Origin of the sequence: Trinickia sp. (assembly GCF_051954495.1) — a bacterium.
Taxonomy (GTDB): domain Bacteria; phylum Pseudomonadota; class Gammaproteobacteria; order Burkholderiales; family Burkholderiaceae; genus Trinickia.
Genome location: NZ_JBQCHR010000111.1, coordinates 41,894 through 64,588, shown reverse-complemented (window position 1 = coordinate 64,588; position 22,695 = coordinate 41,894). Strand labels below are relative to the sequence as shown.

General features: G+C 59.7%; 19 protein-coding genes and 1 tRNA gene. 15 read left to right on the top strand and 5 right to left on the bottom strand.

The genetic code is table 11. The annotated features are described in order from the left end of the window. From ACTHNR_RS15060 to ACTHNR_RS15030, 7 genes are all read left to right on the top strand, one after another. Nucleotides 1-220, top strand: a 220-nt coding sequence (locus tag ACTHNR_RS15060; RefSeq protein ID WP_440548450.1) for an XRE family transcriptional regulator, incomplete at its 5' end; no start/stop codon positions are given. After that, nucleotides 221-661, top strand: a complete 441-nt coding sequence (locus tag ACTHNR_RS15055) for a HipA domain-containing protein (protein WP_440548449.1) — start codon at nucleotides 221-223, stop codon at nucleotides 659-661. It abuts the gene before it with no gap. Nucleotides 662-676: 15 nt separating this feature from the next. Beyond that, entirely contained in the window at nucleotides 677-946 is a 270-nt protein-coding gene (locus tag ACTHNR_RS15050; protein WP_440548448.1) for a hypothetical protein, read from the top strand. Nucleotides 947-1,096: 150 nt separating this feature from the next. Continuing rightward, complete coding sequence (locus ACTHNR_RS15045; RefSeq protein WP_440548447.1) at nucleotides 1,097-1,384, top strand: hypothetical protein; 288 nt, start codon at nucleotides 1,097-1,099, stop codon at nucleotides 1,382-1,384. Nucleotides 1,385-1,668: 284 nt separating this feature from the next. Next, nucleotides 1,669-2,094, top strand: a complete 426-nt coding sequence (locus ACTHNR_RS15040; RefSeq protein WP_440548446.1) for a hypothetical protein — start codon at nucleotides 1,669-1,671, stop codon at nucleotides 2,092-2,094. Between the two features lie 457 nt (nucleotides 2,095-2,551). Continuing rightward, nucleotides 2,552-4,399, top strand: coding sequence for an AAA family ATPase (locus ACTHNR_RS15035; RefSeq protein WP_440548445.1), 1,848 nt, complete (start codon nucleotides 2,552-2,554; stop codon nucleotides 4,397-4,399). 643 nt (nucleotides 4,400-5,042) lie between these two features. Further along, nucleotides 5,043-6,470: an FRG domain-containing protein gene (locus ACTHNR_RS15030; protein ID WP_440548444.1), complete on the top strand. Its 1,428-nt coding sequence runs from the start codon at nucleotides 5,043-5,045 to the stop codon at nucleotides 6,468-6,470. A 1,378-nt stretch (nucleotides 6,471-7,848) separates the two neighbouring features. On the opposite strand, the gene ACTHNR_RS15025 is transcribed toward ACTHNR_RS15030, so the two are convergent. From ACTHNR_RS15025 to ACTHNR_RS15010, 4 genes are all read right to left on the bottom strand, one after another. After that, nucleotides 7,849-7,923, bottom strand: a tRNA-Val gene (locus tag ACTHNR_RS15025). A gap of 48 nt (nucleotides 7,924-7,971) precedes the next feature. After that, nucleotides 7,972-8,730 carry a DNA polymerase III subunit epsilon gene (dnaQ, locus tag ACTHNR_RS15020; RefSeq protein WP_440548443.1) on the bottom strand — a complete coding sequence of 253 codons (759 nt, stop codon included), beginning with the start codon at nucleotides 8,728-8,730 and terminating at the stop codon, nucleotides 7,972-7,974. Between the two features lie 77 nt (nucleotides 8,731-8,807). Continuing rightward, nucleotides 8,808-9,254: a ribonuclease HI gene (gene rnhA / locus ACTHNR_RS15015; protein ID WP_440548457.1), complete on the bottom strand. Its 447-nt coding sequence runs from the start codon at nucleotides 9,252-9,254 to the stop codon at nucleotides 8,808-8,810. 10 nt (nucleotides 9,255-9,264) lie between these two features. Continuing rightward, nucleotides 9,265-10,119 (bottom strand): class I SAM-dependent methyltransferase, encoded by an 855-nt coding sequence (locus ACTHNR_RS15010; RefSeq protein WP_440548442.1) that lies wholly within the window; start codon nucleotides 10,117-10,119, stop codon nucleotides 9,265-9,267. A 19-nt stretch (nucleotides 10,120-10,138) separates the two neighbouring features. On the opposite strand from ACTHNR_RS15010, the gene gloB reads away from it, so the two are divergent. The 6 genes from gloB to ACTHNR_RS14980 all read left to right on the top strand — a co-directional run bounded on the left by gloB (nucleotide 10,139) and on the right by ACTHNR_RS14980 (nucleotide 19,047). Then, nucleotides 10,139-10,930 carry a hydroxyacylglutathione hydrolase gene (gloB, locus tag ACTHNR_RS15005; RefSeq protein ID WP_440548441.1) on the top strand — a complete coding sequence of 264 codons (792 nt, stop codon included), beginning with the start codon at nucleotides 10,139-10,141 and terminating at the stop codon, nucleotides 10,928-10,930. Nucleotides 10,931-11,230: 300 nt separating this feature from the next. After that, nucleotides 11,231-12,895, top strand: coding sequence for a transglycosylase SLT domain-containing protein (locus ACTHNR_RS15000; RefSeq protein WP_440548440.1), 1,665 nt, complete (start codon nucleotides 11,231-11,233; stop codon nucleotides 12,893-12,895). Between the two features lie 522 nt (nucleotides 12,896-13,417). Continuing rightward, nucleotides 13,418-14,566: a glutamine-hydrolyzing carbamoyl-phosphate synthase small subunit gene (gene carA / locus ACTHNR_RS14995; RefSeq protein ID WP_440548439.1), complete on the top strand. Its 1,149-nt coding sequence runs from the start codon at nucleotides 13,418-13,420 to the stop codon at nucleotides 14,564-14,566. A gap of 72 nt (nucleotides 14,567-14,638) precedes the next feature. Next, nucleotides 14,639-17,893, top strand: coding sequence for a carbamoyl-phosphate synthase large subunit (carB, locus tag ACTHNR_RS14990; protein WP_440548438.1), 3,255 nt, complete (start codon nucleotides 14,639-14,641; stop codon nucleotides 17,891-17,893). 146 nt (nucleotides 17,894-18,039) lie between these two features. Next, nucleotides 18,040-18,516, top strand: a complete 477-nt coding sequence (greA, locus tag ACTHNR_RS14985) for a transcription elongation factor GreA (RefSeq protein WP_440548437.1) — start codon at nucleotides 18,040-18,042, stop codon at nucleotides 18,514-18,516. A 30-nt stretch (nucleotides 18,517-18,546) separates the two neighbouring features. Then, nucleotides 18,547-19,047 (top strand): DUF4149 domain-containing protein, encoded by a 501-nt coding sequence (locus tag ACTHNR_RS14980; RefSeq protein ID WP_440548436.1) that lies wholly within the window; start codon nucleotides 18,547-18,549, stop codon nucleotides 19,045-19,047. Nucleotides 19,048-19,103: 56 nt separating this feature from the next. Here the strand turns inward: ACTHNR_RS14980 and ACTHNR_RS14975 are convergent, their stop codons facing one another. Next, entirely contained in the window at nucleotides 19,104-19,640 is a 537-nt protein-coding gene (locus ACTHNR_RS14975) for a YhbY family RNA-binding protein (RefSeq protein WP_440548435.1), read from the bottom strand. Between the two features lie 182 nt (nucleotides 19,641-19,822). On the opposite strand from ACTHNR_RS14975, the gene ACTHNR_RS14970 reads away from it, so the two are divergent. Beyond that, the gene (locus tag ACTHNR_RS14970) at nucleotides 19,823-20,485 is read left to right on the top strand and encodes an RlmE family RNA methyltransferase (protein ID WP_440548434.1); all 663 of its coding nucleotides are present in this window, start codon (nucleotides 19,823-19,825) and stop codon (nucleotides 20,483-20,485) included. A 178-nt stretch (nucleotides 20,486-20,663) separates the two neighbouring features. Continuing rightward, a complete protein-coding gene (gene ftsH / locus ACTHNR_RS14965; RefSeq protein WP_440548433.1) occupies nucleotides 20,664-22,553 on the top strand; it encodes an ATP-dependent zinc metalloprotease FtsH in 1,890 nt (629 codons plus the stop codon). Nucleotides 22,554-22,695 lie beyond the last annotated feature (142 nt).

The following is a 22,695-nucleotide window of genomic DNA, read 5'->3' as shown; positions in this document are numbered from 1 at the left end:
CATGCAGTCGTTCGCCGAGCGCATGCAAGTGTCGGTGCCGACGCTGCGCAAGATGGAGGCGGGCGACCCTACCGTTTCCATTTCGGTCTACGCGATGGCGTTGTGGCTCATCGGCCGGGTCCAATTTCTTCCCCGCATTGCAGATCCGGCTGCGGATCAAACGGCGCTCGCATTGGAATTGCAGAACCTGCGACCTGGCAACAAGGGAGTTCAGCGATGAATGAAAGTCGCGCGATCGGGACGAACAGCGAACTGTACGTTTGGATCTACCTGGAGTCCTGCGTCGAACCAGTGCCATTACGGTGCCGAATTCCCATCTTCAGGACGTCGGAGGCCGCAATGCATTGCTGGTCGAGCAGTTCGATCGCGACGACGCCGGCGGGCGCATTCATTTCGCAATCGCTCGTACGCTGCTCATTGCGCAGGGGGGGCGAAATTGCCAATGCCGCGTATTCCGACATCGCGGATATCGCACGTCGTTTTTCGCGCGCGCCGAAAGCGGATGCGCAGGAGGTGTTCAGGCGAATGGTTTTTTAACGTTGCAATGGAAAACACAGACGATCACGAGAAGAATCACGCGTTCCTCTGGCAGGATCGGCACTGGAATCTCGCCCCTGCCTACCACGTGCAGCCTCAGCTCCCGGGCATTCACTACCACTAGTTGAAAGTCGGCCGTTTGAACTACGAGCCCACAATGAGCAACGTATTCTCCGATTGCGGTCGATTCATGCTCACGGAAGCCGAGGCGCACAAGCAGATTAGAGAGATGATGCCTGTGCTGGAAAAGTGGCAGATGCATTTCGCGGATGCTGGCGTGCGGGGCGACGATATCGAAGCCCGTGCTCGGTACGTCCGCGTTGGCGAGATGGCGCGCGAATTTCAAAAGCTCAGTGAGAAGCCGGCTCGTGTGTCGCGCAAGCCGACCGCGCCGGCGTCCGGTGTTTGACAAACGACTGTCCTCAATGAGGGCGCTCCAAGAGTATCTTCAGCTCAACGGAAAAGGCCCACGGCTTACGCTGAACTGAACCCCACGAGTTGGACCTCGATCAGACTCTTGGACGCTTTTTATGTCGAAGCATGACGAGCAATTAAAGTGATGAACGTAGGGGATTGCTTCGACAATGCCATGTGCGAGAGCTTCTTCGCCACACTCGAATGCGAACTGCAGGCTCGCTCGCGCTGCCAATTGCATGAACAAGGTCGAGGTGTATTGTTCGCCTTCATTGTGGGCTGGTACAACCTCGGCCGCCAGCGCAGCGCAACCAGCTACCATGCTTTGATCCGCTACGAAACGATATATCAACGAAAAATGCTCGCTGCTGGCGAGTTGCCAACCACCAGCCGACGTGTTGGTCGCGATAGGCGCCCCACTGACCGACCATGAACAACTCGCGCAAGCGATTAACATGGAGGAAATCAGCCGAACAAAAATCAACTGCCTTAACCGTCCATGCAAACGGGTTGCCCCCATGCCGCCCAGCCGAACTGGAGCAAGTGCCGCGCGTCAATCAAGATGAGAACCTCTCATCCAGATCGTCGCGCCATAAGCAAGGGGGCGACCTTGTCAAGGGACGCGACCAACCGGCAGCCGAGATCATGGGCGCGAAATGTGTGGACGAAGGTGGCCGAGAGCGCGGCCACCCGGCGCGGCACATCGATTTAACGTAGATGCTCATAGCAATCCTGCGTTACGCTTTCTACGCGCCTTGGCAGGCTAGGAGAGCCATCAACGGGATCGACAAATACACGATCACGAACAACAAAGATTACCCCTATATCAGCATAGTGGTCCTCGACAAACGCGCATTCCCACAGTTGCGGACGCGGAGCAATCCGTATTGTTGTCGTCATCAAGTAGCGTCCGATTTGAAGGCGACCACTTTCGACCGCGAAATAACCTTGGAGCGGGCAGGGAAGGACGTGGGCCACCTCAGTGATTACTCTATCGGTGCCGATGAGCGCGCAGCCCACGAACGGAGAGGCCGTGGCGGAAGGGGTAAGGAGCTTTGTAAGCGCGTCGGCCAATTACGCATTCGCCAAAAGTTGATCGTCTCGTTCGATTCAAAATGGCGAGCGCGAATCGACGCAGCCTAAAGCCGGATTGGTCCGCGCGCCGTCGCCGATGCGTCGTTACTGCGTCGATGTTGCGTCCTATCTACCTTCCCTCGGGACGAAGGTCGGGGACGTTTCACGTAGTGCGTCAAAAGTGCGTCGTTTGCGACGCGTTGGCGTTGGCGACGAAGCAGCCGCAAAAGTCGGGAGGCTGATGCAGGCATCATAATCTCTGTCTTTCATCGTGCTTGCGTCTCTTGATTGCAGGAACAAGTAAAGAACATTAGCGCGATTTCGAACCACATGTGAGGAACGGTAGCACTTGAGATGCCGGTCTTCTGGAACACTGTCGATAGCGTCGTTGGACATTGCTTGCCTCCGCCCTCTAATGGGGTTGATGGGAGTGGTAGCCGGGCCTTTCATTTTTTAACATTTCGTGGTTAACTTATACTTTTGGTGGTAAATTAATTGAATATAAATCGAAAATAGGCGGGAGATCATGCAGTATCTTAAATTTAGGATTCGGAATTTTCGTGGAATTGAGGATCTGGCGATAGATTTGGGGCGAAATCCGCAGGCGTCGGTATTTACGATTGTGGGGTTAAATGAGTCTGGAAAAACAACCGTCCTTGAAGGCATTAGTCAGATGGGGCGTTCGCCGATGAACTTGTTGGCGCCCGATCCATCTCGGCGCAGGATAACGCAATTTGATTCATTTATACCTGTTTCCGAAAGATATAATTTCAATGGGACGACCGTCTTTTCGACCGTGTTGAAATTTTCCGATTCCGATAGACAGGGGATGCGGAAATTTTTATTGGAGAAATTGGGAGTCATTCCGGTCAATGGATTTGGCGAAACATTGACAATAAATCGACGAATACATTATAAAAACTCTAATTTTGAAAAAGAGGAGATAACATGGAATATCGATCCGGCGATTCGCAAACCCAAAGGAAGAAAGATTGGTGTGCTTTCGACTATGTTGGGGCAAGAAAGTTGGCTCAATTTTATTAATTATATCGAAGAAAAAATGCTTCCGCCGATTTTGTATTTTAGATCCGAGGCATTTGATTTTCCGGGAAAAATAATTATTTGGGCAAAACCTATTGAGGATAGGGATGAATCAAATTCTCGAACAAAATCTATTAATGGATTTTACCGAGAGGTAGTCGAGGACATTTTGCGCGCGATAGATCCGACGTTGACGATTTCAGAACATATTGTCGATAGAAAAAAGAGTCCAGCAGAAAGGGACGGGCAACACCTTGCCTCGTTGCTTCATAAAATGTCAGCGCATGTGACTCGGACGGTAATGGAGCAATGGGAGAAAATATTTCAACGAACGCTTTCTAATAAAAACGTCGTGGTTTCTTGTGATTATGACGAAGGTGGAAATATCTATTTGAGATTTGCCATTCAAGATGGTAGTCAGTTGTTTGATCTCTCCGATCGCTCGGCCGGGTTTCGTTGGTTCTTTTCGTTTATCGTGCTGACAAGCTATCGCGGTGCGAAAATGGACTCGGCGCTGTTTCTCTACGATGAGCCAGCCTCGAATCTTCATTCTTCGGCGCAGCGTCAGCTTGTAGACTGCTTTCGTGGAATGCCGGAGCATTTTAAAGCAATTTACACCACGCATAGCCACTATCTTATAAATCCCGAGTGGCTTGATGCCACGTTTGTTTCACAAAATCTTGGTGTGGCGCCCGATGGCCTGTCAGATAATTTCGATTCGACGCAGACCGACGTTCGATTGACTCCCTATCGGCAATTTGTATCTGAAAATCCGAGCCGGGTGAGTTACTTTCAACCAGTGCTAGATGTCCTGCAGTATACTCCTTCGCGATTAGAGCCAATTAAGTCCGCGGTTTTGGTCGAGGGAAAAAATGACTACTATGGGCTGCGCTATTTTTTGACTGTTTGTTTGTCGATGTCGATTGATTTTGATCTCATTCCCTGTGTCGGATCAGGGACGGCGGATCAATTGTTGGCGCTATACACGGGATGGGGTAAGCGATTCACTCTCCTGCTTGACTCCGATAAAGCGGGTACGACATCGAAAGCACGGTACATCGACAAATTTGGCTCCTTGGTATTTGATAGAATTAAAACATATGGGGACATAAATGCAGCATGGGATGATTTTGGTCTTGAAAAAATTATCGGCGAAAGCGATCTTGAGATTATTCAGAATCTGGTGTATCCGTCGACAAAGTTTAACAAAAAGACAGTTTGGCTTGCAATTCAAGAGCTACTAATAAAAGGGATTCCAGTCGAGCTGTCGAAAGAGTCGAGAGAGAATTTGATACTTATCCATGCCGAACTGAACGAGCTTAGCGCTGTATGAATCAGAAAAATTGCGGATCAAGTTGGTCGGTGTTGTGGTCGGATTTGACTTGCCTGGAACGTATAAATTTGATGAAGCGGCTGAAATGCGGTTGGTCAACACATATCGGGATGTTTTATGCGCAGAATTTCGAAGATTATTCGTTCACTGTTTCGGTCGCGACGAAACATGGCGGCGCTTATGTCGGGCTGCTGTCGTCGATTGTCACGATAATGATGTTACACCTAATTCTGAATCGGACCGTCACCGCATGACAATTTGAACTGATGCGGCCTGCCGGAAATTGGGAAAATCTCTTGTCCATGACCCGATCCAGTCTCTTAGTCAAAATTGGGTATCCGTATTCGTCGTTGATTTAGTCTTGTGCGGTGAAATGTGTCGTGTGATGTGGCGAAGCAGCGTCGCCGGACAGCCATGGCCCGCCTGTCGGCGAGTTGGAAAGGGAGTCCAGGTATAATGCTGCTCCATGGCTGGCGACACACAAACAGGCCGCTGCTCGCCTACGTCCTGGCCGGATGAGCGACAGTCATTTCATCCCTCCATAGAAGGAATGCCTTCCTGTGAAATGAAATGAACACAAAGTTGTGGGCTCGACTGTGCTTGGCGTCGAACAACACAAGAGAAAGAGGAATGGGGACGCATAGTGGAAAGCTTCAACTATATATCCTTCGGTAATTGGGAATATCTCGAGGGGAGCGTCGATGACGTCACCATGGGTCGGGGGCGCATGTTCGAGTACACGCCGCCCGACACCGAGAAGCGTCTTGAAAGCCTCGATTCCACGGCGATCGCCTTTCTCGAAAAATTGCCGACCTTTCTGTGCAGCGAGATCAAGTCGACCGGAAGCGCCGTCTCCATGCTCATCAAGTACGGTCGTATTTCCCACACCACGCCCGGGCCCAAGGAAGTCTCTACGACGTTTGAGACATTGATCGATTTCGGCGAGGTCGAGTTCGACGACGTCAAGGCAGCCGGTGCGGTGTTCGGCGCTGACCGATTCCAGCTCTATCGCACTCACTGGGCAGTCCGAGAAGGCGACGCGCGGATGGTGCTGCTCCGATTGGCCAACCTTAAGCCCGACCTCGCTCATCTCATTGGGGAGCAAGAGGCGCCCGCTGCTGAGGATGCGGAGATCCAGCCTCCGCCACGCGATAAGAAGATCCTTGGCGTCGCCGACAGCGTGGAGTCCTTCCTCCAACTGCTCTACGGCTCGCCGGGAAAAGTCGCGACTGAGACTTTCTTCCGGGGCCATAGTGATGCCCGTTATGAGCTAACTCCGTCGCTGCTGCGCAAATGGGAAAATGGTGACTGGCAGTTCATGCCGAGCGAGGACCGACTCTGCAAGGAGCTACTGATTGCGCATCACGATGAGTTCCAAGGCGATGAGTATTGCTTCGACCGCCTCGTGCGCATGCAGCACTACGGTTTGCCTACGAGACTGCTTGACATCTCCGGCAATCCTCTGGTGGCGCTCTTCTTCGCCTGCTCCTGCAAGTCTGACCAATCGGAAGTCGAGGGTGAGGTAATCGTCTTCCAAGTGTCGTCGGATGTGGTGAAATACTTTGACTCGGATACCGTCAGTTGCCTTTCAAACCTCTCAAATTTGACGTATGCGCAGAAGAATGATATCGATCTCAGCCTCGACAAAGAAGCATTTAATAAAACGGACGTTGCCGGAAAACTGTTCCATCACATTAAGTCGGAGAAAGGGTTTTTCGAGGGGCGGATCGTCCCGGATGATCTAAGGTCTATCATCTGCGTGAAGGCAAAACGCACTAATACGCGCATTAAATCGCAGTCCGGCGCCTTCCTGCTGTTCGGGCACGAAGCGGCACTTCCCGATGCCGGCCAGGACGGGATTGAAATCAGTCGAGTCACGATCCGGAACAAGATTCATATTCTCGAACAGCTCGACCGAATCAACATCAACGCAACTACCGTATATCCCAGCATTGACCAAACTGCTGTTCATCTGCGGGATCAGCATCGGTCGCCGCAACCTGTCAAAATAGAGCAGCTCTCTGGACTAGATGCTTCTGCACTGGGAACGCCACAAGGGCCAAAAGACTAAAGTAGCGAGGTTATTTGGTCGCGGCCCTGCTGCGTCAACGTCCGCGTAGAGCACTCTGTAGCGATTCGCGCGTGCAGCGTATGATGCCGGATGCGGTGCCGGTGAAAGTACGTTTGTTTGTGCTCCTGCGTGATCTCAGGCGACGGCAGCCTCCGGCCACCAAGCCGCTTTTGAGACGATCAGCCGAGTTTCCGCGCCAAATCACTCGCGCGCGCCTTGTAGTAAACGCGTTGCGGTACTTGAGCGTTCGGTGCCCCGTAATGGCAGTCAGTTCAAGAAGGTTGTCTGCTCTTTCTGCGAGGCGCGTGTAGGCCTCGCGACGAAGATCATGGAAGTGGAGGTCTTCGAACTGAGCGCTCACAGGCGCGAAGAAAGACCTTTGTCAGCGAATCGGCGGAGACGGAAAGACTCGGCCGGTGATGTGGCGGGGGAGGGCGGACAACGTTGCAATAGCACGGCTCGATAGTGGCACGTCCCTCGATTCGCCGTTCTTCGTATCGTGCAGCGGTACGTATCGGTCCTCGTGAAACACGTCGGGCCCCAGAGCAGCGACAAGATTTCGGTGCGCCGTATTGCGGTCCCGACCGGATAATGATGATCGGTTTTACTCGGTCGTTTCGACTGCCACCGAGTTCAAAGCGACTGTTTTCGTCGCGTGGACTGTCTGATAATTCTGCATGCAATGGCTGTTCTTCGTCGTGCGACAACCGACGGGTGCGGATCGGTTTTCTCGCGGACGACGGATGAGTGATACCGGGTTGACGTCTATGTGGACGTCCCATTCCTTGCGCGCCCCATTGAGGACGTGCCCAATGAGCGTTAGCTCACGGTTGACAGTCGATCCTGTGACCGGTTTTCGTTTTGCATCGCCGGCCAGTCGGCGATCGCGGTAGTCCGCGATGACCTTGCTCGATAGAGCAGTGATTTTGTATTGTGAAATGAGGTCTTCGCGCAGTTTTTTATCCGCTCGATTTCGCCCGCACCGCTCTTCTTATGGGGCGAGACCTCCTTAGCGTATCGCTTCAATAGGTCGTCAAGCGTGTTGCGCTCCGCTTAAGTTCTATCGACAAAGCTCCCTCGATCCGTTTCGGACTCGATGCACCGTGCCCAAGCCTCGGCTAAAGCCTTTGTGTCGAACGTGCGCGTTTGGGTGGGGTAGCCGCGCAGGCGTATGAACGCGCGCCAATAGTTTTCCCGCTTCAAGATTGATGCCACTGGATGCTCCAGACCGTCGTTGGTCGTTGTCTGGGCTGATTTTCGAGGTGCATTGCTCCTGCGCCAAAAGGGCATTCCGCGAGGTTTGCAAACGCAAAGAAAAAGGCCCTCGGCTTTCGCCAGAGGGCCTTTGTTCTTCGGGCTTCCTACGTACCCATGAATCTGGTGGGTAGTACTGGGATCGAACCAGTGACCCCTGCCGTGTGAAGGCAGTGCTCTACCGCTGAGCTAACCACCCGAAGAGCCTCGAATTATGTCAGACCCGCGGCCGCTCGTAAAGCAATTTTTATGCGGCGCGTGCGTCGACCGCGTCGTCGGCCGACTCCGGCGCCGGTTCCCGCCGCCAAACGCTCGTGCCCTTCATCGCTTTATCGAGATCGTTGAGCACGGCCTCATGCGCTTGCAGCTCGAGGTCGTCCGCTGCCAGCACAGGCAGGGCAAAGGCTTCGAACGACACGGCCTTGCGGCTCGCCGCGGCCTGCGTGTCGTGCGCCGGCGCTTCGCCGAGCATGTCGATGACAAGGCTTTCCTGCCCGCGCGTCATCGCCAAGTAGACTTCGGCGAGCAATTCCGAATCGAGCAGCGCGCCGTGCAGCGTGCGATGGGCGTTGCTGATCCCGAAGCGGTCGCACAGCGCGTCGAGCGAATTGTGCTTGCCGGGGAACATCGCCTTGGCCTGAACGAGCGTGTCGATCACGCTCGCGTAATGTTCGCTGAACGGCGGCAGGCCGAGCAGGGCGAATTCGGCTTCCAGAAACCCCAGATCGAACGGCGCGTTATGGATGATGAGTTCGGCATCGCGCAGGTAGTCGCGCAATGAATCGGCAATCTCGGCGAACTTCGGTTTGTCGCTGAGGAACTCGGTCGTCAACCCGTGCACCGCCAGCGCGCCCGGATCGCTGTCGCGCTCGGGATTGATGTAAAAGTGCAAATTGTTGCCCGTGAGCCGGCGGTTCACGAGTTCGACGCCGCCGATTTCGATGATGCGATCGCCGGTTCGGGCATTGAGGCCAGTGGTTTCGGTATCGAGAACGATTTGACGCATGGTTCGTGTGTCTCGTGAAAAAGCGGTGCAAACGGCGCGGTGCGTTCCGCGCCCGACGAACGAAGGGCCAGCGGCGATCAGCTTTCCGCGAGCGCGCTCACGCCCCGGTTCGCCAGCGCGTCGGCCCGCTCGTTCTCGGGATGGCCAGCGTGGCCTTTCACCCAGCGCCAATCGATTTGGTGCAGCCCCGCGAGTTCGTCCAGGCGCTTCCAGAGATCGGCGTTCTTCACGGGCGTTTTGGCCGCCGTCATCCAGTTCTTTTTCTTCCAGCCGTGGATCCACTCGCTGATCCCTTTTTGGACGTACTGCGAGTCGGTATGGACGATCGCTTTGCAGGGACGCTTCAGCGCTTCGAGCGCGGCAATGACCGCCATCAGCTCCATACGGTTGTTCGTCGTATTCGCTTCGCCGCCGAACAGCTCCTTTTCTTGCGCGCCGAAGCGGAGGAGGGCGCCCCATCCGCCAGGGCCCGGATTGCCCTTGCAGGCGCCGTCGGTAAAAATTTCGATGAACTCGGGCGTCACGTCACTCACGTCATATTCTCGGGTTAGGTGTTTGGTGCGTCTGGTGCGTCGCGGCCGGCGCGAGACCCGGCGCCAGCACGGGCTTCTTCGCCTTGAGGGCGCCGACGAGCCGGATGCCGCGCACGCGTTTGACCGCCGTCACCATATAAGCCGCGCCGAAAATCGGCCACCAGCGATCGCCGGCCGCCTCCATGAAGGCGAACCGCTCGAGCCAGTTTTCATTGGCGAGGGGCGGACGATAGCAGCCGAAGCGTCCGCGTTCAAGCTCGAATCCCAGCAACTTGATCCAGTCCTTGATTCGCGTAAACGCAATGAGGTCGTGCGAGGCCGGCACGAACGGGCGGCCGGTCATCTTGCCGAACGCATGGCGTGCCCCCCATAAACTCAAGGAATTGAAGCCGAGAATCACGAGCTGGCCCTCGGGCATCAAGACGCGTTCGGCTTCGCGCAGGAGCCGGTGAGGGTCGCGTGTGAACTCGAGCGTGTGCGGCATGACGAGCAAGTCCACGCTTTGCGCCTCGAACGGCAGATCGAGCAGGTCGCACCAAAGCGTCGGGCGCGCGCCCGGCGCGTACCGGCCAGCGACGCCGGCGGGGTCGGATCGATGCGGCTCGACCGTCTGCGGCGGCCGCTGCGGGTACGTGTACGGCGCGCTCGCGCCGCTCGCCGCGTCGAGCACGAGTGCGCGACACGGCATGCGGTTCTCGCGCAGCGCATCGAGCTGCGGCAGGCCGAGCTGCAGCGCGTGGTAGCCGAACACGTTCGACACGAGGCTGTCGAGCTGCGCTTGCTCCCAATCCAGCACGTAACGCCCGGCCGGTGAATCGGTCCAGGCGGGCCAGTCTATAATCGGTCGGTCAGACATCGTGGTGAGTGCGTCGCCTATGAATACGCTCGAATACGTGCCGGTCCCGGCGTTTGCGGATAACTACATCTGGCTCGTATCGGACGGGCGCGATGCGGTCGCCGTCGACCCGGGCGAGGCGGCCCCGGTCAGGGCGTATCTCGCTGAGCGCGGCTGGCGACTGAGCGCTATTTTACTCACGCACCACCACGCCGACCATGTCGGAGGCGTCGCCGAGCTCATAGGCGATACCCCTATACCCGTGTACGGGCCCGCCGCGGAAGGCATTGCGCTCGTCACGCACCCGCTTTCCGGCGGCGACCACGTTCGTTTATCCCTTCCGCATCTCGAATTGGACGTGATCGATGTGCCTGGCCATACGCGCGGCCACATCGCTTACTTCCAGCCGGGCGGCGCCGACGCATCGCCGCACGTCTTTTGCGGCGACACGCTGTTCGCCTGCGGTTGCGGACGCTTGTTCGAAGGCACGCCGGCTCAAATGCTCGCCTCGCTCGACAAGCTGGCGGCGCTCCCCGGCGAGACGCGCGTGCATTGCGCCCACGAATACACGCTATCGAATATCCGGTTCGCCCTTGCCTGCGATCCCGAGAACGCCGAATTGCGCGCTTGGCGCGATCAGGCCGCCGCGCTTCGCGAGCGCAACGTGCCGACGCTGCCGACGACGATCGCGCACGAGCGGGCCGTGAATCCGTTTCTTCGCGCCGAAGCGCCCGCGCTGCAGCGAGCGCTTGGCGAACAATTGCACGAGTCGATATCGGACCGACTCCAATCTTTCACGTTGATGCGCGAGTGGAAAAACCGGTTTCGATAACGGCGCTCGCTGACGTACGGACGGCCGTTGGGCGCTCGCAGGCGTAATCCTCTAGTCAAAAGATGCCGACCATGCCTCCCAACAGCCTATTTTTGCGATGAAAACGACCCGACGCGCCGCTTTTTCGTCTTTTTGGGGTTTTGCGAAAGGGTTGCATGCGGCGCAAATTTCGACTGAAAGATGGAGAAAACGCGGCAAGTCGCGGATTTGACTGGTTTTTTCCCTTCTTTTCCAGTTGACGCGAGCCAATCCCTTTCGTACTATCGCCTGCAATTTCCAGCTTTGGAAGCAGAGACGTTCATGCGATTTATCTTCAGTGCGCTATTGGTCCTCATGCTCGCCGCGTGCGCGAGCCAAGGACCAACGGCCTCCTCACCTTCCGACGCTGCCAACCCCACCGCCACAACCGACTCCCTGCGCATCACCGCCGCCAAGCAGACCATCGATGTCGATAACAGCTCGGTCGATCAGCTGACGACGAGCGCGGATTCGGATCTCTGGGGGCGAATTCGCCGCGGTTTTCAGATCCCCGATCTGAAGAACGACCTCGTCGACATGCAGGCGAATTGGTACGCGCAGCGTCCCGACTACGTGCAGCGCATGACCGAGCGCTCGCAGAAATATCTGTATTACATCGTCGAGGAACTCGAATCGCGGCATATGCCGACCGAGCTCGCCTTGCTGCCTTTCATCGAGTCCGCCTACAACCCGCAGGCGCTGTCGGTCGCCAAGGCGGCCGGCATGTGGCAGTTCGTTCCGGGCACGGGGCGCACCTATAACTTGAAGCAGAACATGTGGCTGGACGAGCGCCGCGACGTGCTGGCTTCGACGGGCGCCGCGCTCGACTACCTCTCTCGCCTGCACGATATGTTCGGCGATTGGTATCTGGCGCTCGCCGCCTACAACTGGGGCGAAGGAAACGTGCAGCGCGCCATCGCGCGCAATCAGGCGGCGGGTCTGCCCACCGACTACGAAAGCCTGCGCATGCCCAACGAAACGCGCAATTACGTGCCGAAGCTGCAGGCGGTCAAGAACATCGTGACCAATCCGCAGATGTATGGCCTCACGTTGCCGTCGATTCCGAATCACCCCTACTTCGTGACCGTGACGACCTCGCACGACATGGACGTGGACGTGGCCGCCAAGCTGGCGAACATGACCACGGACGAATTCCGCGCGCTCAATCCGTCGTTCAAGAAGCCCGTGATCGTCGGCGCGACGCAGCCGCAGATTCTCCTGCCGTTCGACAACGCCAGCGCGTTCGAGCACAACCTCAAGAGCTTCGGCGGACAGCTTTCTTCGTGGACCACCTATACGGTGACCGAGCGTACGCGCCCGCAGGCGCTGGCCGAAAAGATCGGCGTGGACGCGCAGACGCTGATGTCGGTGAACAAGATTCCCGCGGGCATGCGTTTGAAGCCCGGTTCGACGCTCGTGGTGCCGCGCGGCGACGATGATGACGAAGACATCAGCGCCGACGTGGCGGAAAGCGCCGTGCTCGCCGTCGAGCCCGACGTTCCCGATACGCGCAAGATGCTGATTCGCGTACGCCGGAAGCAATCGATGGAAGCCATCGCGGCGCGCTACGGCGTGTCGGTCGGCCAGGTCCGGGCGTGGAACAGGACGCATCGCTCGCTGGTCATGCCCGGCCAAGTGATCGTACTGCACGTACCGGTCGGTCGCGCCGTGCCGGCCGAGCCGGGACCGCAAAAAATCGCGACGGCGGTGCCGGACGGCGCGCGCGCTCAAAAAATCGATGCGAGCGCGGACGATGCAAAGCCGAAATCGCGCTACGATAAGCGCGCCAAGGGTCACGCTGCGACGCGCGTCGTCAAGGCTGCGGCCCACGGCGGGAAGACGACGAAGTCGCGCGCCGGTTCGTCGCAGCCCGCGGAAAAGGCGTCGAAGGTCGCGGCAGGCCGCACGAAGGCCGCGTCCGGGGCGCGCAAGTCCAAGCAAAAATAAGCGGCCTCTCGCGAGGTGGCCGTGCGCCGCGGGGGCGGTGCGCGGTAGACGCTCCGATTCACCTCACGTTGTTTGCGACGCCGTCACCGAGTGACGGCGTTTTCGTTTCCGAGGCGCCATGTGTCGGAGGAATAGGGCTGCGGGCCTCCCGATTTGCGGCGCCTGCCTGCAGGTGTAGGATCGTCTGTGACGTCCTCTCGCCACCCATGCACGGGCCGCACGCGAAGCGTACGCCGGCGCGGGAGGGACGGGTTCAGATTGTAGGGAAGGGGTATTTCGGCTATAATTTGAAAGTTTGCACTATCCAACCCGCACCCTAGCGCCTACCTCATTCATCCCGTTCATCCGCCGCGCTTCGACGTCGCGAGCGGTGCCCTTCGAGCACATCCGGTCAATGGATCGAAGCCTCGAGCACCGCCGAATCCGACGCCGCAGCGTGCGAGCTTGCGCCACGCAAAGGCAGCGAGCGATCGCATGGTCGGATAAACAGGTCGGCGCGCGGTGTTCCTGAAGGAGCTTCCCGTGTTGCCGTCATTTCCTCCCGCACTGCTCGCACTCGCCGACGGCACGATCTTTCGCGGCTATGCCATCGGCGCGGCCGGGCATACCATCGGCGAAGTCGTGTTCAATACCGCGATCACTGGCTACCAAGAGATCCTGACGGATCCGAGCTATGCGCGCCAGATCGTGACGCTCACCTATCCGCACATCGGCAATGTCGGCGTGAACGCCGAAGACGTGGAGTCGACCAAGGTGCACGCAGCCGGCTTGATCGTGCGCGATCTGCCCGCGCGCGCCTCGAACTTTCGCATGGAGCGCACGCTCGGCGATTACCTGCAGGCCGAAGGCGTGGTCGCGATCGCCGGCATCGATACGCGCCGCCTGACGCGCATTTTGCGCGACAAGGGCGCGCAAAACGGCTGCATTCTGGCGGGCAGCACCGACGAAACGAAGGCGATCGAACTCGCTCGCTCGTTCCCGGGCCTCGCTGGCATGGATCTCGCCAAAGTCGTCAGCACGGCCAAGGCGTACGAGTGGACGCAAACCGAGTGGCGTCTGGGCTCGGGTTTCGGCGCGCAGCGCACGCCGAAATACCGCGTCGTCGCGTTCGACTACGGCGTGAAGTACAACATCCTGCGCATGCTCGCGGAACGCGGCTGCCACGTGACGGTTCTGCCCGCGCAAGCGAGCGCGGCGGACGCGCTCGCGCTCAATCCGGACGGCATCTTCCTGTCGAACGGCCCCGGCGATCCGGAGCCGTGCGACTACGCCATCTCCGCCACCCAGGCGTTCATCGAGCGCGGCATCCCGACCTTCGGCATCTGCCTCGGTCATCAGATCATGGGCCTGGCGGTCGGCGGCAAGACGGTCAAAATGAAGACGGGCCATCACGGCGCGAATCACCCTGTGAAGGATTTGGCCGACGGCCGCGTCGTCATCACATCGCAGAATCACGGGTTCGCCGTCGATGCGAGCACGCTGCCCGCCAACGCCCGCGTCACGCACGTTTCGTTGTTCGACGGCACGTTGCAGGGCTTCGAGCTGACGGACAAGCCGGCGTTCTGCTTCCAGGGCCACCCCGAGGCATCGCCCGGTCCGCACGACATCGGCTACCTGTTCGACCGCTTCACGGCGTTGATGGACGCCAAGCGCGGCAGCGCCGCCGCTTAATTGCCGTGTCGCGGCGCGCACCGTCGCGCCGCCGCCCATCGAATACATCAGAAAGACATTAGCGAGAGCGTTATGCCCAAGCGGACAGACATCAAGAGCATTCTCATCATCGGCGCGGGGCCGATCATCATCGGTCAGGCCTGCGAGTTCGACTATTCGGGCGCGCAGGCGTGCAAGGCGCTGCGCGAAGAGGGCTACAAGGTCATCCTCGTCAACAGCAATCCGGCGACGATCATGACCGATCCGAACACGGCCGACGTCACCTACATCGAGCCGATCACGTGGGAAGTCGTCGAGCGCATCATCGACAAGGAGCGCCCCGACGCGATCCTGCCCACCATGGGCGGCCAAACGGCGCTGAACTGCGCGCTCGATCTGCACCACCATGGCGTGCTGGCCAAGTACGGCGTCGAGCTGATCGGCGCTTCTCCCGAGGCGATCGACAAGGCCGAGGATCGCCAGAAGTTCAAGGATGCGATGACGAAGATCGGGCTCGGCTCGGCGAAGTCGGGTACGGCGCATTCGATGGAAGAGGCGCTCAAGGTCCACGCCGACATCGCGGGGCAAACGGGCGGTTCGGGCTATCCGATCGTCATTCGCCCCTCGTTCACGCTCGGCGGCTCCGGCGGCGGTATCGCGTACAACCGTCAAGAATTCGAGGAAATCTGCCGTCGCGGGCTCGATCTGTCGCCCACGCGCGAGCTTCTGATCGAAGAATCGCTGCTCGGCTGGAAAGAGTACGAGATGGAAGTCGTGCGCGATCGCGCCGACAACTGCATCATCGTCTGCTCGATCGAAAACCTCGACCCGATGGGCATCCATACGGGCGATTCGATCACGGTCGCGCCGGCGCAGACGCTGACCGACAAGGAATACCAGCTGCTGCGCAACGCGTCGCTCGCCGTGCTGCGCGAGATCGGCGTCGATACGGGCGGTTCGAACGTGCAGTTCGCGATCAACCCGCGCGACGGCCGCATCATCGTCATCGAGATGAATCCGCGCGTGTCGCGTTCGTCGGCGCTCGCATCGAAAGCCACGGGCTTCCCGATCGCGAAGGTCGCGGCGAAGCTCGCGTGCGGCTATACGCTCGACGAACTCAAGAACGAAATCACGGGCGGGCAGACGCCGGCTTCGTTCGAGCCTACCATCGACTACGTCGTCACCAAGATTCCGCGGTTCGCGTTCGAAAAATTCCGCGAGGCCGACTCGCGTTTGACGACGCAGATGAAGTCGGTCGGCGAAGTCATGGCGATCGGCCGCACCTTCCAAGAGTCGTTCCAAAAAGCGCTGCGCGGTCTGGAAGTGGGCGTGGACGGTCTCGATGAAAAAACGCTCGACCGCGACGAAGTCGTGCGCGAGATCGGCGAGGCTGGGCCCGAGCGCATTTGGTACGTCGGGGACGCGTTCCGTCTCGGTATGACGCTCGAGGAAGTGTTCGAGGAAACCGCGATCGACCCCTGGTTCCTCGCGCAAATCGAAGAGATCGTGCGCAACGAAAAGGCGCTGGCCGGCCGCACGCTCGAGAGCTTGTCGAAGGACGAGCTGCTGTTCCTGAAGCGCAGCGGGTTCTCCGACCGGCGCCTCGCGAAGCTCCTGAAGGCGAGTGCGGCCGACGTGCGCCGCCGCCGCATCGAGCTGAACGTGCGCCCCGTCTACAAGCGCGTCGACACCTGCGCTGCCGAATTCGCCACGAAAACGGCCTACATGTACTCGACCTACGAGGAAGAGTGCGAGGCCCAGCCCACGTCGAACAAGAAGATCATGGTGCTGGGCGGCGGTCCGAATCGGATCGGGCAGGGCATCGAGTTCGACTATTGCTGCGTGCACGCGGCGCTCGCGATGCGCGAGGACGGCTACGAGACCATCATGGTCAACTGCAACCCGGAAACGGTGTCGACCGATTACGACACGTCCGATCGTCTCTACTTCGAGCCGCTGACGCTCGAAGACGTGCTCGAAATCGTCGACAAGGAAAAGCCGCTCGGCGTGATCGTGCAGTACGGCGGCCAAACGCCGCTCAAGCTTGCGCTCGATCTCGAAGCGAACGGCGTGCCCATCATCGGCACGTCGCCCGACATGATCGACGCGGCCGAAGACCGCGAGCGCTTCCAAAAACTGCTGCAGGACCTGGGCTTGCGTCAACCGCCGAACCGCACGGCGCGCGCGGAGAGCGAAGCGCTCGCGCTGGCGGATGAAATCGGCTACCCGCTCGTCGTGCGTCCGTCGTACGTGCTGGGCGGCCGCGCGATGGAGATCGTGCACGAGCCGCGCGACCTCGAACGCTACATGCGCGAGGCCGTCAAGGTCTCGAACGATTCGCCCGTGCTGCTCGACCGCTTCCTGAACGACGCGATCGAATGCGACGTCGACTGCATCTCCGACGGCAGCGCCGTGTTCATCGGCGGCGTGATGGAGCATATCGAGCAAGCGGGCGTTCACTCGGGCGATTCGGCTTGTTCGCTTCCGCCGTACTCGCTGTCGAAAGCGACCGTGACGGAGCTCAAGCGTCAGACGGCCGCCATGGCTAAGGCGCTCAACGTAGTCGGGCTGATGAACGTGCAGTTCGCGATTCAGCAAGTGCGCGACACGAACGGCAAGATCGACGACGTCATCTACGTGCTCGAAGTGAATCCGCGCGCGTCGCGTACCGTGCCGTACGTGTCGAAGGCCACGAGCCTGCCGCTCGCGAAGATCGCCGCGCGCGCGATGGTTGGCCAGTCGCTCGAGCAGCAGGGCGTCACGAAGGAGATCGAGCCGCCGTACTTCAGCGTGAAGGAAGCCGTCTTCCCGTTCGTGAAGTTCCCGGCAGTCGATCCGGTGCTCGGGCCCGAGATGCGCTCGACGGGCGAAGTCATGGGCGTGGGCAAGACGTTCGGCGAGGCATTGTTCAAGTCGCAGCTCGCGGCCGGTTCGCGCTTGCCCGAATCGGGCACCGTACTGCTGACGGTCATGGATGCCGACAAGCCGAAGGCGGTCGAAGTCGCGTCCATGCTGCACGAACTCGGCTACCCGATCGTCGCGACGAAGGGCACGGCCGCGGCGATCGCGGCGGCCGGCGTGCCGGTCAAGGTCGTCAACAAGGTGAAGGACGGCCGCCCGCACATCGTCGACATGATCAAGAACGGCGAGATTGCGCTCGTGTTCACGACCGTGGACGAAACGCGGGCGGCGATCGCCGATTCGCGTTCGATTCGCATGAGCGCGCAGGCGAACAAAGTCACGTACTACACGACGATGTCGGGCGCGCGCGCCGCGGTCGAAGGCCTGCGGTACCTGAAGAACTTGGAAGTCTATGATTTACAAGGACTACATGGTCGCCTAAACTAGGCCTTCGATTACTTCATTCAAGCTGGGGTCGCATCACACCCCACGTGCCGCGGTTAAGCGGTATCCCGCCAGGGCGTCTTATCAGGCGGGATGCACTTAACCGCGGTGCTTTTTTGATTGCCGTTTTTTTGTTTACTGATCTGTCTATGAGCACGATTCCCTTGACGAAGCGAGGCGCCGACCAACTGCGCGACGAACTGCAGCGTTTGAAATCGGTCGAGCGTCCGTCCGTCATCAATTCGATTGCCGAAGCGCGCGCGCAAGGCGATCTGTCGGAAAACGCCGAATACGACGCCGCCAAGGAAAAACAGGGCTTCATCGAAGGGCGCATCGCCGAAATCGAATCGAAGCTGGCCGCCGCGCAGGTGATCGATCCCGCCACGCTCGACGCCGAAGGCCGCGTCGTGTTCGCGGCCACGGTCGAACTCGAAGATCTCGATTCCGGTTCCAAGGTGACGTACCAGATCGTCGGCGACGACGAAGCCGATATCGATCACGGTCTGATTTCGGTCAGCTCGCCGATCGCTCGCGCCCTGATCGGCAAGTTCGAGGGTGACGTCGCCGCCGTGCAAGCGCCCGGAGGCGTGCGCGAGTACGAAATCATGTCGGTGCGCTACGTCTAACTCGGTCTAATCGTTAGGCGAGCGTACTTCGTGTCTTCCGCCCCTCATCGCGTATTCCGCCTGCTGACCTTCGTTTGGGTCGGCAGCGCGCTGACGATCGGCTATGTCGTCGCCCCCACCTTGTTCGCCATGCTTCAGCGCTCGGTCGCGGGCGATGTCGCGGCTCGACTGTTTCGTATCGAGGCATTTGTCGGGGTGATCTGCGGCATTTTGACGCTCGCACTGGGCAATGTGCTCGTGCGGCGTGGCGTGTCGGAGTATCGGCGGCTGCGATGGCTGGTGGCCGGCATGCTGCTGTGCGTGCTGATCGGATACTTCGGCTTGCAGCCGTTTATGGACGCGCTACGTTCGACGGCCCGCGAATCGGGGCTCGACCTGGCACATTCGCCTTATGCCGCGCGCTTTGGCTTGCTGCATGGCATCGCAAGCCTGTTCTACCTCGTCGAGACGCTGATCGGCCTCGCGCTGGTCTGGATGCTGCCGGCGGGATCTCACGGCCGGGCCGCAGAAGCGGCGGGCGCCGCGGCCTGAGCCTGAACGGCGGCGCGCGCCGCCTGCGGCTCCTTCCGCCGGAACGATTTACCCGGCTATTTCGCCGTTTGATGCTGACGCTTCGCGCTCGTTTGGCGCTTTTTCGCCCGCTTGACCGTGCCGCCTGCCGTCACGCGCTCGTTGCCGCGCACCACGACTTTTTGCGCTTTGGGTCGGCGCACGGTATTCGATTGCGATTGCTTGACGACCTTGACGACGCGCGGTGCGGCGCCGCGTTTGCCCGAATCGGCGGCCGCTTCGCGCGCCGTGGGTATCGCCGTTTTGCCCCGTGCGCCGGCAGGCTTGGCGGCTGGGGCGGCTTGCGGCTTCCAGATCACGAGCAATTTGCCGATGTGCTGGATGGGTGCGGCGCCCAGCGTGTCGCAGATGGATTCGTAGAGCTCGACGCGCGCATCGCGTTCGTCGCCGAACACGCGAATCTTGATGAGTTCATGCGCGGTCAAATGGACCTTGATCTCGGCCAGCACGGCGTCGGTCAGTCCTTCGGCCCCGATCAGCACGACCGGTTTGAGCGCATGGGCCTGGGAGCGCAGATCGGCGCGTTGGGCGGGAGAGACTTTGAGGGCGGGCATAGGGTGGTGAACGACTCGACTAAAATAGGGACGGCCGCGCGAGTGGGTGCGTGGACGATCCGGCAGGCCGAACCGAGGGCCGGCGGGACCGGACGGCGCGCCGGCAAAACGCGTATTATCCGCCAAAAGCGCGGCTGGGCGCAGTAAAAGTGCTGCTCGACGCAGCAATAGACGACCTTTCGATGGCAAAAAACCGCTTCAATCAATCGTGGCTGCACGATCACATCAACGACCCGTACGTGAAGCTCGCCCAGCGCGAGGGGTACCGCGCGCGGGCCGCGTACAAGCTCAAGGAAATCGACGTGCAGGACAAGCTCATCCGCCCCGGGCAGGTCATCGTCGACCTGGGCTCGGCGCCCGGCAGCTGGAGCCAGTACGCCCGCAATAAGCTCGCGCAGGGCGCCCGGCGCGATACGGCGCGCGAAGGCGGGATCGACGGCACGATCATCGCGCTCGACATTCTTCCGATGGAACCGATCGCCGACGTCCACTTCATCCAGGGCGATTTTCGCGAGGACAGCGTGCTCGCCCAACTGGAGGAAGTTGTCGGCGATCGCCGTGTGGACCTTGTAATTTCCGATATGGCGCCCAATCTGTCGGGCGTGGCTCTCGCCGATGCCGCGCGAATCGAACATATTTGCGATCTCGCACTCGAATTCTCACAGGCGCATCTGAAGCCGGAAGGCGCTTTGCTCGTGAAATGCTTTCACGGCAGCGGCTACAGCCAGATCGTCGAGAAGTTCAAGCGCCAGTTCAAGGTCGTCGCCGCCCGCAAGCCCAAGGCGTCGCGAGACAAATCGGCCGAAACGTTCATTTTGGGCAAGGTTTTGAAGCGGCCCGGGTGATCGGGCGGCAATGAAGGCGGTTTTGCCCCGCCGCGGCGCCAAAAACGTCGTCGGCATGCCCGAAAACGCTATTTTCGTGGTAGCGAAACGTTATGGCAGGGGCTAGCCTACTGGATTAGAATGCTTTGGTGTGCCGCAAGGAAAATGTAGGCACCCGTCTATGAGGAAGGAGTGGGCTTTGAACAACAACATGTTTTCGAAGGCAGCAGTGTGGCTGGTCATCGCACTGGTGCTGTTTACGGTGTTCAAGCAGTTCGACAAGCCCCGCGTTCAGGAAGGCGTTTCGTACTCGCAGTTCATGGACGACGCCAAGAACGGCAAGGTCAAGAACGTCATCGTTCAAGGGCGCAATCTGACGGTCACTCCAGCAGACGGTCAAAAGTACCAGATCGTGTCGCCGGGCGACATTTGGATGGTCGGCGATCTGATGAAGTACGGCGTCCAGGTGAGCGGCAAGGCTGACGACGAGCCGAACGCACTCGTTTCCGCGCTCTACTACCTGGGGCCGACGATCCTGATCATCGGGTTCTGGTTCTACATGATGAGGCAGATGCAGGGGGGCGGCAAAGGCGGCGCCTTCTCGTTCGGCAAATCTCGAGCGCGCCTCATCGACGAGAACAACAACGCGATCAATTTCACCGACGTTGCAGGCTGTGACGAGGCGAAGGAAGAAGTCTCCGAACTGGTCGATTTCCTGCGCGATCCGCAAAAGTTTCAGAAGCTTGGCGGGCGCATCCCGCGCGGCGTGCTGCTCGTCGGCCCTCCGGGTACCGGTAAGACGCTGCTCGCGCGCGCTATCGCGGGCGAAGCGAAGGTGCCGTTCTTCAGCATCTCGGGTTCGGATTTCGTCGAAATGTTCGTCGGCGTGGGCGCGGCGCGCGTGCGCGACATGTTCGAGCAAGCGAAGAAGCATGCGCCTTGTATCGTGTTCATCGACGAAATCGATGCGGTCGGCCGTCATCGCGGCGCCGGCATGGGCGGCGGCAACGACGAGCGCGAGCAGACGCTGAACCAGATGCTCGTCGAAATGGACGGCTTCGAAGCGAATTCGGGCGTCATCGTGATCGCGGCGACGAACCGCTCCGACGTGCTCGACAAGGCGCTGCTGCGCCCGGGCCGTTTCGACCGCCAAGTCTATGTCGGTCTGCCCGATATCCGCGGCCGCGAGCAGATTCTCAAGGTGCACCTGCGTAAGGTGCCGATCGCGAACGATGTCGATGCGTCTGTCATCGCGCGCGGCACGCCGGGCTTTTCGGGCGCCGATCTCGCCAATCTCGTCAATGAGGCTGCGCTGTTCGCCGCCCGCCGCGGCAAACGCATCGTCGAGATGCTCGACTTCGAAGACGCGAAGGACAAGATTTTCATGGGGCCGGAGCGCAAGTCGGCCGTCATCCGCGAGGATGCGAAGCGCGCCACCGCGTACCACGAATCGGGTCACGCCGTTGTCGCGAAGCTGCTGCCGAAGGCCGACCCCGTCCACAAGGTCACGATCATTCCGCGCGGTCGCGCGCTGGGTGTGACGTGGCAGCTGCCCGAACATGACAACGAAACCTATTCGAAGGATTACTTGCTCGATCGGCTTGCTATTTTGTTCGGCGGCCGCGTGGCGGAAGAGCTATTCCTGAATTTGGTCAGCACGGGCGCGTCGGACGACTTCAACAAGGCGACGCAGACGGCGCGCGCGATGGTGGCGCGTTTCGGTATGACCGACGCATTGGGACCGATGGTCTACGTCGATGACGAAAACGATGCGTCGCCGTTCGGCCGCGGCTTCACGCGGACGATCTCGGAAGCGACGCAGCAGAAGGTCGACGCGGAAATTCGCCGCCTGCTGGACGAGCAATACAATCTCGCGCGGCGCTTGCTCGATGAGCATCGCGACAAGGTCGAAGCCATGACGGCCGCGTTGATGGAGTGGGAGACGATCGACGCCGATCAGATCAACGACATCATGGAAGGCCATCCGCCGCGCTCGCCCAAGAGCGTCCCGTCGACCGATGCGTCGTCGGGCGGCAGCGGCGGCGCCGGCGCGGAAGTACGACCGGGCAGCGCGACTGCGCCGGCCTGAAGCGACTAGCCTAAAGACGACGGGTCGGTGCGCCAAGCACCGGCCCGTATTTTTTGATTTTGCGGTTTTCTTCGGCAGTCGTGGATTGCGCATTCGCTCAAGCACCGTCGTTTGGACGCGGGCCAGCCGCGCCGAGCAACGC

Coding starts and splice junctions, on each gene's coding strand:
- ACTHNR_RS15055 (WP_440548449.1), top strand. CDS start 221: ATGAAAGTCGCGCGATCGGGACGAACAGCGAACTGTACGTTTGGATCT.
- ACTHNR_RS15045 (WP_440548447.1), top strand. CDS start 1,097: ATGAACGTAGGGGATTGCTTCGACAATGCCATGTGCGAGAGCTTCTTC.
- ACTHNR_RS15040 (WP_440548446.1), top strand. CDS start 1,669: ATGCTCATAGCAATCCTGCGTTACGCTTTCTACGCGCCTTGGCAGGCT.
- ACTHNR_RS15035 (WP_440548445.1), top strand. CDS start 2,552: ATGCAGTATCTTAAATTTAGGATTCGGAATTTTCGTGGAATTGAGGAT.
- dnaQ (WP_440548443.1), bottom strand. CDS start 8,730: ATGCGTCAAATCGTTCTCGATACCGAAACCACTGGCCTCAATGCCCGA.
- ACTHNR_RS15010 (WP_440548442.1), bottom strand. CDS start 10,119: ATGTCTGACCGACCGATTATAGACTGGCCCGCCTGGACCGATTCACCG.
- gloB (WP_440548441.1), top strand. CDS start 10,139: ATGAATACGCTCGAATACGTGCCGGTCCCGGCGTTTGCGGATAACTAC.
- ACTHNR_RS15000 (WP_440548440.1), top strand. CDS start 11,231: ATGCGATTTATCTTCAGTGCGCTATTGGTCCTCATGCTCGCCGCGTGC.
- carB (WP_440548438.1), top strand. CDS start 14,639: ATGCCCAAGCGGACAGACATCAAGAGCATTCTCATCATCGGCGCGGGG.
- greA (WP_440548437.1), top strand. CDS start 18,040: ATGAGCACGATTCCCTTGACGAAGCGAGGCGCCGACCAACTGCGCGAC.
- ACTHNR_RS14975 (WP_440548435.1), bottom strand. CDS start 19,640: ATGCCCGCCCTCAAAGTCTCTCCCGCCCAACGCGCCGATCTGCGCTCC.
- ACTHNR_RS14970 (WP_440548434.1), top strand. CDS start 19,823: ATGGCAAAAAACCGCTTCAATCAATCGTGGCTGCACGATCACATCAAC.